Origin of the sequence: Streptomyces sp. LHD-70 (genome assembly GCF_031157275.1) — a bacterium.
Lineage (GTDB): Bacteria > Actinomycetota > Actinomycetes > Streptomycetales > Streptomycetaceae > Streptomyces.
This window is the reverse complement of record NZ_JAVIFW010000007.1, coordinates 372951-385774: the sequence shown is the minus strand read 5'-3', so window position 1 is coordinate 385774 and position 12824 is coordinate 372951. Positions and strand designations below refer to the sequence as shown.

The 12824-nt window shown below is 70.4% G+C and carries 13 protein-coding genes; 2 read left to right on the top strand and 11 right to left on the bottom strand.

The window, feature by feature from the left end:
- Positions 1-23 precede the first annotated feature (23 nt).
- The 3 genes from RCO28_RS16695 to RCO28_RS16685 form a co-directional block, all read right to left on the bottom strand.
- Positions 24-788, bottom strand: coding sequence for a hypothetical protein (locus tag RCO28_RS16695; protein ID WP_308941915.1), 765 nt, complete (start codon positions 786-788; stop codon positions 24-26).
- A 97-nt stretch (positions 789-885) separates the two neighbouring features.
- Complete coding sequence (locus RCO28_RS16690) at positions 886-1749, bottom strand: hypothetical protein (protein WP_308941914.1); 864 nt, start codon at positions 1747-1749, stop codon at positions 886-888.
- A 125-nt stretch (positions 1750-1874) separates the two neighbouring features.
- Positions 1875-2513 carry a hypothetical protein gene (locus RCO28_RS16685; RefSeq protein ID WP_308941946.1) on the bottom strand — a complete coding sequence of 213 codons (639 nt, stop codon included), beginning with the start codon at positions 2511-2513 and terminating at the stop codon, positions 1875-1877.
- A 231-nt stretch (positions 2514-2744) separates the two neighbouring features.
- Between RCO28_RS16685 and RCO28_RS16680 the strand changes: the two genes are divergently transcribed.
- Positions 2745-3047, top strand: coding sequence for a hypothetical protein (locus RCO28_RS16680; RefSeq protein WP_308941913.1), 303 nt, complete (start codon positions 2745-2747; stop codon positions 3045-3047).
- 54 nt (positions 3048-3101) lie between these two features.
- On the opposite strand, the gene RCO28_RS16675 is transcribed toward RCO28_RS16680, so the two are convergent.
- The 7 genes from RCO28_RS16675 to RCO28_RS16645 all read right to left on the bottom strand — a co-directional run bounded on the left by RCO28_RS16675 (position 3102) and on the right by RCO28_RS16645 (position 10330).
- Positions 3102-4607, bottom strand: a complete 1506-nt coding sequence (locus tag RCO28_RS16675) for an ATP-binding protein (protein WP_308941912.1) — start codon at positions 4605-4607, stop codon at positions 3102-3104.
- 23 nt (positions 4608-4630) lie between these two features.
- Positions 4631-5083 (bottom strand): DUF6238 family protein, encoded by a 453-nt coding sequence (locus tag RCO28_RS16670; RefSeq protein WP_308941911.1) that lies wholly within the window; start codon positions 5081-5083, stop codon positions 4631-4633.
- 34 nt (positions 5084-5117) lie between these two features.
- Positions 5118-6590, bottom strand: coding sequence for an SCO6880 family protein (locus tag RCO28_RS16665; RefSeq protein WP_308941910.1), 1473 nt, complete (start codon positions 6588-6590; stop codon positions 5118-5120).
- 170 nt (positions 6591-6760) lie between these two features.
- Positions 6761-8071 carry an ATP-binding protein gene (locus RCO28_RS16660; protein ID WP_308941909.1) on the bottom strand — a complete coding sequence of 437 codons (1311 nt, stop codon included), beginning with the start codon at positions 8069-8071 and terminating at the stop codon, positions 6761-6763.
- 27 nt (positions 8072-8098) lie between these two features.
- Entirely contained in the window at positions 8099-8788 is a 690-nt protein-coding gene (locus RCO28_RS16655; protein ID WP_308941908.1) for a hypothetical protein, read from the bottom strand.
- Positions 8788-9096 carry a DUF6112 family protein gene (locus RCO28_RS16650; RefSeq protein WP_161700323.1) on the bottom strand — a complete coding sequence of 103 codons (309 nt, stop codon included), beginning with the start codon at positions 9094-9096 and terminating at the stop codon, positions 8788-8790. Before RCO28_RS16650 ends, RCO28_RS16655 begins: the two co-directional genes overlap by 1 nt.
- An 88-nt stretch (positions 9097-9184) precedes the next feature.
- Complete coding sequence (locus RCO28_RS16645; protein WP_308941907.1) at positions 9185-10330, bottom strand: C40 family peptidase; 1146 nt, start codon at positions 10328-10330, stop codon at positions 9185-9187.
- Positions 10331-10909: 579 nt separating this feature from the next.
- On the opposite strand from RCO28_RS16645, the gene RCO28_RS16640 reads away from it, so the two are divergent.
- The gene (locus tag RCO28_RS16640; protein WP_308941906.1) at positions 10910-11656 is read left to right on the top strand and encodes a site-specific DNA-methyltransferase; all 747 of its coding nucleotides are present in this window, start codon (positions 10910-10912) and stop codon (positions 11654-11656) included.
- Positions 11657-11751: 95 nt separating this feature from the next.
- Here RCO28_RS16640 and RCO28_RS16635 read toward each other — a convergent pair whose 3' ends face one another.
- Positions 11752-12687, bottom strand: a complete 936-nt coding sequence (locus tag RCO28_RS16635) for a DUF5655 domain-containing protein (RefSeq protein ID WP_308941905.1) — start codon at positions 12685-12687, stop codon at positions 11752-11754.
- Positions 12688-12824: the final 137 nt, after the last annotated feature.

Genomic DNA, 12824 nt, shown 5'->3' with positions numbered 1-12824 from the left:
GCTTTCTCCTGACGGGAGTTGGATCAGAGGGGGCGGGAGAACGTGATGCGGGGGTCGACCGGCCGGGCCGCCGCAGCTGGGGCGATGGGTGCGGGGACCGGTGCCTTGCCCGGGAGGCCGGCGCGGGCTGGGCTGGCGGCGAGCGCGGCAGCGCTGACCGGAGATGCGCGGGGAGTGCCCTGGTCGCGCTCACGGGACGTGATCGTCGCGGCAGCATGGCGAGGACGGGCTGCTGCGTCCTGAGCGAGATGGGGCTGCACCGCGACCTGAACACCGGACCGGTGCAGCGACAGCGTGGCGCTGGCGACCTTCCCCAGGGCCTCGTCACGGTTGGTGGTGGTGGGCAAGGTGTAGATGTCCAGGCTCGGGTTGTGCCGCCAGCCGTGCTTCGCCAGAGCGGGTCCGGTGAGCCCGGAGGCACGGTCGTCGATGGCCGCGACGATGCCGAGCTGCGGATGCTCGGCGAAGGCGACATCGGGTTCACCAAGCGGGACCCGATCGCGGACAGGCGACGCATCGGGTGCCAGCGAGGGATCGAGCGCCGCGTCCACGTCGACCCGGTAGCCGGACTTGCGCAGCAGCTCGACTGCTCGGCTCGTACGGCCCTGTCCGTCACGTTCCTGGTTGGCCAGCGCGTACAACGTCGGCTCGTCCGGAACGGGGTGAAAGTCGAACCCCTTCAACATCCAGGTGCTGGCCGCGAGGTTCTTCGGGTTTGCGGCGACGATGCCGTAGGCGGGGTGATGGCCGAAGGCGACATCGGGCAACACGTCGTAGTGGCTGGGCATGACGAATCCATCCGGGGTGGGCGCGGTCGCAGTGGTGGTCGAGGGGCGAATTACTTCTGCCGATGCGGTACACGGAGGACTCCAAAGCGGTGGGCGGTCAGCGACCGGGGGCGGACGAGGGGCGTGCGGACGGCAGCACGGTGGGGGCGGACGACTCCGCCGGCAGACGGAGCGGGGTCGTGCGCTGTCCGACCGACGGTGAAGGTGCGCGAGCTGCGCTCACCTGTGGCGAGACGGAGGTCGACGGGGCAGTCCTGTCCGCATGCGCCCGAGCCTTGTTGGTGGGGGCGGTGTGGCGGTCAGTCAGAGGGCTGGGGTCCAAGAGGGCTGGATCGCACGCGAGGTTGAAGCCCTCGGCCTGCAACATGGCGAAGGCCCGGGTCACCACTAGTCGCTGTTCGGCCGGGTCGGTCATGGACGAGGGCAGCCAGTGGTAGTGGTCACCGCCGAGCGCCACGGCGGAGACGAAGCCCGCGCGGTGGAGCACAGTGCCGGCGGCGTGTTCCTCAGCGGATCGCTCATGCTCCCGGCGCGGAGGCACACCGAGTCGGTCCAAGCGCGCGTCGACGGCAGTGAGCAGGTTCGGGACGTTGCCGCCGTGCCGGGCGTGGGGGCCGTCGGGCTCCGAGTCGTAGATCACTTCGTACACCGCGGGCTCGGCGGACCGGTGGCGGGTCACCATCCAGCTCTCGGGAGCCCCGGCGTGATCGGAGGACGGTTCCTGCGGGGGCGAGATGATCAGCGAACTGCCGTCGGGAAGCTCGGCGTTGACGATGTGGTCGCTGAGGCCGTACTCGACGGTGCACTCCAGGCCGCGCTGCCGGAGGGGAGCGGTGAGGTAGCCGTACCGGTGGTCCCGTTCGGCAGCGTCGTCCGCAGGCGGGAAGGACGTCGTGTTGATCCAGGCGAGGACACGTGATCCCTCCTGCTCGAAGGTGATGAGGGCTTTATCGGGGTGCATGGGTTCTCCGTTGCCGGATGCCTCCGGGCTGGCGGCGTGAGCCGCAGGCGCGCCGAGGCTGGAAGGGGAGCGGTGGCCCATGAGGATCCGGCGATCGGCCGGTTTGGTGCTGCCGCGACTCGGTGTTAGGAGCGGGACCTGCCTGGGGCTGGGGGATTCGGCGCCGGGGGCGCAGGAGGCGAAGCCGGCAGGACGCCGCGAGCGCCAGGAGTGGACCGGGCGAGAGCTACGCGCGTACGTTCGGTCCGCGAGGGCTGTTCGGCGTCCACCCGGTTGGCCAGGTATTCGGCGGCCCGGACGAGCGCCGGGCCCTGGTGGGACAACTCGTCCGCGTAGTGCCAGCCCTCGGAATTGCGGTGCTCCTCCGCGCGCTCCTGGTAGAGCGTCCGTGAGCCCGGGAGCGAGGCGTCCATGAGCGCCATGATCTGGTCCCACTCGTGCCGGAGCTGTCCCGCTCGCACCAGAGTGGTGTCGATCCCGCGCAGGCGGCGGAGGTCTTCGCTGATCGGTCCCTCGACGTAGTCAGGGCCGTCTGCGGCGGCGCGGACCCCGGCCAGCACCTCAGGGCCGTGGTCAAGGAAGACCTCGGCGTGCTTCCACGCTTCGGCGTCGCGCTTCACCTGGCCGTCCGCGTAGCCCTTCTCGTCCATGGGCCAGCCGTCCTCGTCGCAGAAGGAGTCCGAGACCGCGTCCCATGCGTCGGACGCCTGGTTGATGCCGGCGGCGGCGGAGGCCAGTGCCGGGAGGTGTCGCCGCCACTCCAGGTGATCGGTGCTCGCGGACGGCTGATTCTCGGACGGTGCAGGCGAATTGGAAGGGGTAGACATGATCGATCTTTGTTCCTGTGCGGGTCGTCACCGTGAGCACGGCAGCGAGCGGATGGAGGTCGGAGGCAGAGGAGCAGACCTCACGTTCGGCAGACCGGCGGAAGGCCCTCGTGCCGAGACGGCTGGAGAGGTGCGGCTCGCCGCTGCCGCTCGCCGCGAGCGGATCTCGTGTCCCGCACCCTCCCGCACGAGGTGCAGCTCCTCGCCGAGATCGGCCAGGCGCTCGGCGAGCGCGTCCAGCTCGGCAGCGCTGCCGCGGGCGCCATGGGTGCGGCACCACTCCGAGGCGGCTTGCAGTGTCTGGTGCAGCCGGGCCACTGCGCCGAATTCCCCAGTGAGGGCCGTGGAGAACGCCTCCTCGAACTCCTCGTGCCGAGCGGCGGCGAGATGGTCGCTCGCGTCGGCGGTCGGTGTGCCGACCCGCGGACTCGCAGCCGGAGTTCGGACGTGTCCGGACGGTCGGTGGTCTGACCGCGATGCGGTTGAAGCCAAGAGGTAACTCCCTTACAAGGCAAGCTGGTTGGGCTAGGCGGTCATGCGGGCGTCGGTGTCGAACAGCTCGCCCTCTGCCGGGTGCAGGATGTGCTGCGTGATGAAGGAGCGGCCGGCGACCTTCCACAGGCCCCGGCCCTTGGTCAGGGCGGACACTGCCTGGGTCTCGACGCCGGTCAGGCCGAGCAGCGACGCGGCGGCAGAGAGTTGGTCGGGCTCCTGGCGGTAGATGATGCGGGTGGAGCAGTCGGCCAGGAGGCCCTCGGCGAGCACCCGGCCGCGCGAGCCGGCATCGCCAGCCGAGAGCAGGTCCGACAACCGGTGGATGACCATGAGGTTCGCGATGCCAAGGCCACGGCTGAGCTTCCACTGCGACTGCATCCGTTCCAGCAGGCCGACGTGCCGCATCAGCCGCCACGCCTCGTCGTAAATCACCCAGCGTCGGCCGCCGTCAGGGTCAGCGAGGGCGGACTCCATCCACGCGCTCGCGCAGGTCATCGCGAGGACCAGGGCGGTGTCGTCGCCGGAGCCGCCGAGGCGGGAGAGGTCGATGGACAGCATCGGCGTGGTCGGGTCGAAGGCCACTGTCGAAGGGGCGTCGAACATGCCGCTGAGGTCGCCGTGCACCAGGCGGCGCAGGGCGTGCGCGAGGTCCTGAGCCGCGGGCCCCAGGTGCCCGGCCTGGTGGCCGAGGGCCCGATCGAGGCGCTCGGGTGAGCCGAGGGCGTGCGCGATCTCGCCGAGCAGCGGCACCGTGCCACGGGCGGCAGCCTCGGCGACGACCAGGTCGAGGGCGAGGTCCAGGGCGGTGTGCTCCATCGGCAGGAGATCACGCTTCAGCACGGTGCGCGCCAGGCTGGCCAGGAGGAGCAGGCGGCGCTTTCGGACCTCGGTCGCCCAGTCGTCCTCGCTGACGGAGGAGGGCCGGGCCGGGGCGTCCAGCGGGTTCAACCTTCCCGGCAGCCCCGGCCCCAGCGCGATGCTGTAGCCGCCGAGGGCCTGCGCAACACCGGTCCACTCGCCCTTCGGATCGCAGGGGATATAGATCCGGTAGCCGTGGGCGATCGACCGGGTGGCGATGGACTTCGCCAGTGCCGACTTGCCCATGCCGATGATCCCGGCGAGGACCGCGTTCGGGTTTGTGAAGCCCTCGATCCGGCCGCTGCTGTACAGAGAGAAGGGGTCGAAGCAGAACGCCGCTTCGGCGTGGACGTCACGACCGATGAAGATCCCCTCCGCCCCCAGGCCGCCCTCGGCCACGAAGGGGTAGGCGCCGGAAGCCGTGGCGGTGGTCATCCGGTGGGCGGGCAAGTTGAGCTTGCCGCCGCGGGCCGAGGCCGGACCGGGACGACCTGACGGCGGATAGGTCGGCCGCAGCTCCGGGTCGACGGCCACCTCGGCGCGGTGCTTGGGCGGTGTTTCGGCGAGGCGGGCCTGGCGGCGGGCCTCCGCGAAACCGGCTCGGGCGGCCCTGTGCTCGGCAAGTGATGCCTTGTGCGGCACGTACACGGGAGAGGCGCTGGCGCGAGTGCGGGGCATGAACGTTCTCCAGACGGGGGTGGTCAGCGGCGGACGAGGCCGGTGAACGGGGTGTGCAAGTCGGCCGGGGTGGTGCGGCGGCGCACCAGGTGCGCGGTGCGCTGGTGGCGCTGGCAGATGGTCAACTCCGGTGCGCCTTCGGGCAGTCCGGCCTTGCACGCCTCGGGTTCGGGCAGCTCGCCGGAGTCCTGCCGGGGCGCTGCGTGGTAGGCGGCGTGGACGTGGTCGGCGGCCTGCCAGATCCGGGTGCGGGCGGTACGGAGCTGGTCTCCTTCGACCGGAACGAGCGGACCGGTGCGGCCGGTATGGGCATCCAACAGACCGTGCAGGGCGACGAGGTGAGCGTGCAGAGCGTCCAACTCGACGCGGGTGGTGACGAGCGGGCCACCGGGGATGTTGAGCGCGCGATGGAAGTCGAGCGCGGCGGTGGCGAAGGGCACGAAGTCCTGCGTGGTCGGGCTGGCGGTGCGGGACATGAGAGCGCCCTTTCGGAGTGAGGGAAGGCGGGCGTCAGACGGCGAGCGCGAGCGGCATGGCGGCGGCTGTGAACGCTTCGGCCTGCTGCCAGGTCAGCGGCCGGACGTCGAGCTGGGCGCCGACGGCGGCGGTCTCCACGACCGCGCAGGCGGACCGGAGTTCTTCCTCGGATTCGGCCGAGACGGTCAGCAGCCCCGTCAGGGCGACATCGGCGTGGCCCGCGATGAGCTGACGCTCGCGGGACTTGATGTCCTGGTACTCGATCGAGTCCGCCTCGGAGTCGACCTGGCCGCGCCGGGCCCGCTCGGCGGCATCGGCGATCACGCTGGCCTTCTTGCGCTGGACATCGCGCAGCGCGGCGTCCAGTCCCTTCGGCTCGTAGGAGAGCGACAGCGTGCGCCGGACACCGCCGGTGAACAGGAGCTGATGCAGGAAGCCGGCCGAGGTCTCGGTCCGGGGCCAGTTCTCCACCCAGTACGTGGCGTGGACGGCCGAGTCGGTCGCGATGTGGTCCGCCTTCTCGACGACCACGACCGGTCCGGCGGCGGCGGGCTCGGCCTCGGGACGACCGGCGGTCGACCACCGGTCCAGCGTCGCGAGGGCCTTCGGGTCGTAGGCGGTGCGCACGACGGCGGTGATCTCGCGGGCGGTGAGCCAGCCGGTGGGGTTGAGCCCGGCGGTACGCGCGGCCTGATCGAATGTGGAGGTGAGCTGCGCCAGGACGCTGAAGGACCCGGTCAGACCGCCGCCGGCCTGGTTGATCAGCCGTCGAGCCGCCTTGGTGTCCAGCGACACCGCGACGTACGCCTCGTGCGGGGCCGCCGCCGGGCCCGCGCTCTGGATGAGCTCGCTGTAGATCGTGCCGGCCATGGGGGCGTGAGGCTGGCCGTGCTCTTCCCAGTAGCGGCGCAGGGCGTCGCCGGAGTCCGGGACAGTGCGCTCGATCACCTGGATGCGGGCGACCTGCCCGGTGCGGGCGAGCGCGGCCAGCGCACGTCCCCAGCCGCTGACATTGGCCTGCTGGGTGCCCGGGTCGAGCAGCGCGTAGGCGCGGGAGGAGACCTTGACCACGGCCGTCAGCGTGCCGCTGTGCGGATCGTGGACCGCACCGTAGCGGCCATCGGGAGCGGTGACCACGCGCAGGCTGGCAGCGGTGCCGGGAAGGTGGAGGAGCCCTTCGCGGGTCGGTCGGCGGGAGGGTCGGGTGAGCCAGACGAGCTGGCCTCGCATCCGGCGCAGAACGTAGCGGGTGACGATCGGAGCCCAGTCCGCCAGGGCACGGCCCCGGTGGCGGACGAAGACGAGGAGGGCGATCACGGCCCAGAGCGGGATGAGCTGAAGAGCGCCGACCACGCCGCGGGTGAGGACCACGGCGAGAAGGAGAAGGCCGGTGAGGCTGGCGACGATCAGTTGCGGGGCGGTCAGTCCGAGCAGGATGCCGCGCCTGCTGCGGTGGGGGAACTTCACGGTGGCCGTGGTGGCTTCGGCCTGGTGCTTGCCGGACATGGTGGTTCCAGACGGTGGGAGCGGGCGGAAGGCGGGGCGCGCGGCGCTCTTCTGTAAGTCATGGCGAACTCCTCTACTAGATCGGAGAGTTGGAGGGGGCGGGCCGTGGAGTACAGCCCGCCCCCGGCTGTGCTGTGTCAGGGACCCGACGGCGTCGAAGACCCGGTGGCCTAGCGTCCGGTGGGAGACGGCGGCGCGGTGCCCGTGTACGTCATGCCGCCGCCCGGTGGCGACGTGCCGGCGTGCCGATCGGAGCTGCCGGCAACACGTTGGACGCGCGCCTCGGAACCGTCCTCGCCGGGACGCGTGATGAGCGGTGGGATCCCGGGTCGCTGGATCAGGGCTCGGCCCTTGTCGCCGGTGGCGTTCGGGTTCTCGCCGTACCGGAAGCGGGTCTGCTGCTTGGGCGGGCCGGCGTCGATTCCCTCCTTGCTGAGGTTGCCGCCGGAGGGGTTGATGCCGGAGGCGACGCCGTCGGTGCCTGCGCCGGGGACCTTGTTGGGACCCTGTGGGGCGGGGGTTCCGGTCTTGGCCTGCATCGCCAGGGTGCCTGCGGTCTTCGCCGCTCCTGCGGCGACGGCCATGCCTGCGACGCTGGTGCGGTGCAGGTCGTCGTGGCCGCCGCCTTCGCTGGCCCAGTGGACGAATTTGTACGTCGCGTAGGGGCAGAGCAGTACGAGGACCATCACGACGATGCCCGCCATCGCGTCGGACAGGGCACCCATCCCGTCGCTGGTGTCGGTCTTGCCCATGGCGGAGACGCCGATGAGGAAGACGACGGTCATCAGGAGCTTGGAGACGATCAGGGTGGCGGTGGCCTCGATCCAGCCGCGCCGCCACCGCTTGGCGACCTCCCAGCCACCACCGGCCCCGGCGAACACGGCGAGGGCGACCATGATGAGCACGCCGACCTTGCGGGCGACCATGACGCCCCAGTAGAGGAAGGCGCCGATGGCACATCCCACGGCGACCAGGGCCGGGATGGCCCAGCCGAGGCCGTACATGGCCCCCAGTTGATTGACCTTGATCACGCGGCGGATCGCGTCGTCGATGGAGCTGTTGGCCGCCTGGAACAGGCCGTCGGACAGGGCGTCGACCACGGTGATGGCGACGGTGGTGAAGGCGATGGCGGAGAAGCTGAAGAGGACGCCGGTCATGGTTCCGAACGCCGCCTGAGCAAGGGCGCGTTCATCGCGTCGCCAGGCCGCGAACATGAGCTGGATACAGAAGATGCCGACGGTCAGGGCGAGCCCGATGGGCAGCAGCAGCTCGTAGTTGTCCCGGAACCATCCGGCGTTGAGGTCGATGGCGGTCGTCTTGTTGACGGCCTTGGCGGCGAGATCGGCCGCGCTGGCCGCCAGCTCGCCCGCCGACTTGGCGATCCACGCGCCGATGCCGTCGGTGACGGCCCCGGCGGGGTTGGTGGCGAAGTCGACGGCGCCGCACACCTTGTCCATCATGGGGAAGTCGCAGACTCCCATGGTGCTACCTCCTTTCTCGGACGGGGGTCAGGGCGCGACGGACGGCATGACGCCGACCAAGGCGCAGGGATGGTCGGGCCGGCACTGGACCGCGAGGGTGGTGGAACGGCTCTCAGCGCCGCCGTCGGGAGAGCCCTTCCAGGCGATCGACTGCTTGCCGGAGACCGTGACGGCGTAGACGTACGCCTGCGTGATCGCCCCGGGGTCCTCCTGAAGGGCCTGGGTGAAGGCGTTCGGGAAGTGCCCCTCGTGCACCTTGGCGGTGGCGAACTGCTTGTTGGCGGCCATCTCCTTCCACAGCATGCGTGAGGGGACGACCTTGTCGACCGACGCGGTGTCGGCGTACTTCGCCTCCTTGGTCAACCAGCCGTGCAGGGCCTTGCGCAGCTCGGCCCGCGAGTACGCACGGGTGTCGTAGGACCACAGCGCTGCCGCTGCTGCCTTCCCGTACGCGATCGGGTTGTGGGTCTTCGGCGGGGCCGGGAGGTCACGAGGGCCGGTGCGCGGCGTGGGAGGCCCGGAGGACGACGCGGATGGGGAGGCAGCCGTGGGCGAACTCGACGGCGGAGCTGAGGTGTTGGAGGGGCTCCTGCCGTCGCGGGTGAGGTACGCGGCCATGCCGGCGAGGGCGACGAGCACCACCAGAACGGTGGTGCCGAGCAACGCCCGGCGGCGCACGCGAGATGCGCCGCCGGGGTGGGTGGAGTGCTGAGCCATCAGTGGACCTGCGTCCCGAGCGTGCTGAAGAAGGCCACCACGCCGTTCGCCGCGCCCAGCAGAAGGGCCGCACCGGCGCTCACCAGCACGCCCTTCTTGCCGTTCGCCTCAGCCTGGTGACCGCCGGAGTGGTGGCCCCAGGCCCACACGCCCGCGCTGACGGCGAGGGCGCCGACCACGGCGATGAGGCCGAAGAGGTTGATGGAGCCCATCACCTGCTTGAGGACGGACAGGCCCGGCAGGCCGCCCTCGTTCGGCCTGATCCCGGGGTCGTAGGCGAGCTGTATGACCTGGTCAGCGAGATACATGGAGTACTCCAGTGCGATTTATGGCACGCCAAAGCCCGCTGGGGCGAAGCGGCGGTGCGAGGAAGGAGGGGAGGGGGAGAAGCGCCGGTCAGGCGACTCGGCGGGCCGCGAGAATCTGCGGCTTCCAGGACGCGAGGGTCGTGATGCGGACCACGTCGCCGGTGCGTGGGGCGTGGACGATCAAGCCCTGCCCGATGGCCATGCCGACGTGCTCGGGTACGGCGGCCGTCCCCTCGGTGAAGAGGAGGTCACCCGGCTGAAGTGCGTCGACCGACACCGCCTTGCCGTCCTTGACCTGTGTGTATGTCGTCCGCGTCAGCGTGACCCCGGAGGCCTTGTACGCCTGCTGCATCAGGGAGGAGCAGTCGCAGCGGCCCATGGCGTTCTTGCCGTGGGAGTTCTTGCAGGTCCCGCCCCACTGGTACGGCGTGCCGAGCTGGCCGAGCGCCCACCGGATCGCCGTCCGGACCTTTCGCGGAGCGTCGGCCGGGATCTTGTACTCGGCCGGCACCGCGCCGGGCGGGATGGTGCCGAAGTCGGTCCCGTCCCCGTCCGCTGAACAGCCGCCCGCGGTGCCGGACTTGCCGGTGTTGGCCGAGCCGGACGGAGAAGGGCTCGGCGACCCGCCACCAGCCTTCGGAAGCAGCGGCTCGATGGCCTTCTGCAGCGCGCTGGCCAGGGGCTCCCACTTGGCGTACGCCTCCGGGAAGCCCGACTTCTGCACTTCCTGGGCGGCCTGGGTGATCGAGAGAGACTGCCAGCCCGGGACCTGCTGGAGTCCTTCGTAGAACTTGGTCGAGGCGTGCACCGGGTCGAGGATCTGGTTCGCCGTACCCCAGCCCTGCGAGGGACGCTGTTGGAACAACCCCAGCGAGTCACGGTCGCCGTAGGTCAAGTTCCGCAGGCCGCTCTCCTGAAGGGCGGTCGCCAGAGCCACGACCTGCCCTCGGGCCGGGATGTTCATTGCGACGCCAGTGCCCTGGATCGTCTTGGCATTGGGCACCTGTTCGGCCGGGTCGTCCAGGCCCGGCACGGAGATCGAGCCCTTGCTGCCGCCGCCCAGGATGTTCTTCACCTGCGTGGCGACGGCCCCGGTATCCACGCCCCGTGCGCTGTCGGTTGAGCAGGGGGCGGTGGCGAAGGCGGTCCCGGCCGCGATGGCGAGGACCGGCGCGGCCAGCAGCAGTGGACCACTCGCGCAGAGACCGAGGACGGCTCCGGTGGTCTTCTTCATCGCCGCCGCCGGTCACCGAGGCGGTGGTGCTGGCCGGGTGACGGCGTTGGGTCGGGGCGCGGAGGTATCAGGGTGTGCTGCATCGCAGCGGCTCCTCGGTGTTGGTAGGAGACGCGGTGCCGACTTCTCGTGCAAAGCCGTCGGCACCGCGCCGATGTGTATCCGCCGCTCGGCGGGCCCGGGTCAGGGGAGTTGGTAGCTCCCGGACGCCGGTGTCAGGTCACGCGCGGCAGCCAGCCGCGCTCGTAATCTCAGGCAGTACACCGGGGCTCCTGACGGCGTGCGGAGAGGAAGAGGTCAACGTGCCTTCCGTACCTTTCAACTGGACGAGACAGCACGGATAAGCACAGGTCAGCGGGGGTGCATCGAGGCTCCTGCGCGGCGACACGGCGAGACAGTAGACCGGGATTCCGGCCGCACCAAACAACTCTCGGACCTGGGCCGACAGCGCGGTCCACCTCTTTAGGTCCGGCCGGAGATCGCCGCTAACCTCCGGCACAACTCCGCCCCGGAAGAACGCCGTTGAGGGCCGTCCGGAGCGAGCCCAGCCCCCGTCATGCCCTGAAAGAGGCCCTTCCCATGAGCTACACGCTGCACCGCGGCGACGCCCTGACCGTGCTGAAGTCCCTCCCGGACGAGAGCGTCGACGCGGTGATCACCGACCCCCCGTACAACTCCGGCGGGCGCACCAGTTCGGACCGCACCGGGCGTACCGCGCGGGCCAAGTACGTCACCAGCAACTCGGCCCACGACCTCGCCAACTTCCCCGGTGAGAACCGCGATCAGCGCTCGTACCGCTCCTGGCTGACCGAACTGCTCACCGAGTCCTACCGGGCCTCGACCGAGCACGCTGTCGCCGTCGTCTTCTCCGACTGGCGCCAGGAGCCGACCACGTCCGACGCCCTGCAGATGGCCGGTTGGACCTGGAGCGGCACAATCCCCTGGATCAAGCCCGCCAGCCGGCCGCGCAAGGGCGGCTTCAAGCAGTCCGCCGAGTTCATCACCTGGGGCGTCAAGGGCAGCCTGGCCAAGGACCGGGACCTGTACTTGCCCGGCCACTTCATCGCATCCCAACCGCGCAAGGACCGAGTGCACATCACCCAGAAGCCGGTCGAGATCATGCAGCAGCTCGTACAGATCTGCCCCGAGGACGGCGTCGTCCTCGACCCGTTCACCGGCAGCGGCTCCACGGGCGTCGCGGCCCTTCGCGAGGGGCGTCGCTTCGTGGGCGTCGAACTGTCCTCGCACTACGCCGACGTGGCCGAGCAGCGGCTCCGCGCCGAGCTGACGAAGGACGACTTCGCCCTGGCCGGACCGGAGGCCTGATCATGAGAGCGGAGAGACCGGGGCCGACGGGCCGCAGACACCGAAGGGCGGCTGGAGCATCGAGAAACCGATGCTCCAGCCGCCCTTCTCCTTAGTCAGGCCGCCTCGAACGCCCGCCGGATCAACGGCGCCGCCTTGTCCAGGTCGGCCGCCGAGACGAGGCGCACCTCCAGGTCCCCAGTCCCCAGGTGCCCGATGCCGCGCATGTCCCGGGTGAAGCCCTCCTCCAACGCGACCGTATCCGGGTCGAGTCTGAGGTACACCAGGATCGCCTCGTGCTTCGGACGGAAGATCACCGACGCGACGTTCACCAGCCGTCGGTAGGCGATGTAGTGCCGAAGCGGAGCCACTTCAACCTCGCCCCACGCTGTGAGCGCGTCGTCCAGCTCCTCGTACAGGTCTCGCAGAGACCCCGGGACGAGGCTGGCACTCACTGGCGGACGAGCCGCCGGTGCCGCCGGCGCGCAGCCGACCACCGCTTCCCGCCCCCGATTCCACCGGGATGAAGCGGCGGTTGGTGAGCCGGGCGAGGAGTCGACGAGCAGCAGGCTCAACAGACCGCCCTCGAAGACCCGGTAGCGCACCAGGTCGACCCGCTCGGGCAGCCGCTGCACGGCCACGCGATCGTGGTGGGAGAAGCTGGCCGCGATGCAGACCATCCTCGGCCGACGCCAGTCGATGGTCTCGGCGGCCTCTGCTCCCAGCACCTTGCGGACCAGCGCCTCGAACTCGTGGTGCGCCGACTCCAACCAGGACAGATAGGAGACGGCCTGCGACAGCACCCCGCTGTCGGAGCCCTTCTTGAACTCGATCACCACCGGGCTGCCGTTCTCGTCCAGCCCCAGGGTGTCGATCCGCCCCCGATGCCACGGACCAGTCGCGTACTCCGACGCCAGGAACCGGATGCCGAGCATCTGCTCCAAACCCGCCTCGACGCGACGCTGCAGCTCCACCTCCAGCGCCACAGTCGAGCCCCGAAGCTCGACATCCCGGCCCTCGGCATCCTGCCGGAACAGCATCAGCTCAGCCACCTAGCGTCCCCCTCCCGCGATCCGTACAAGAGAACCAATCGAAGTGGCCAGAGGGGTATTCCAGTTGGAGGGGAGTCGCCTGCCTTGGGATGGTCGGACCCCCCGAGATGGACAGCGCGTGCCGACCCGCGAGGGGT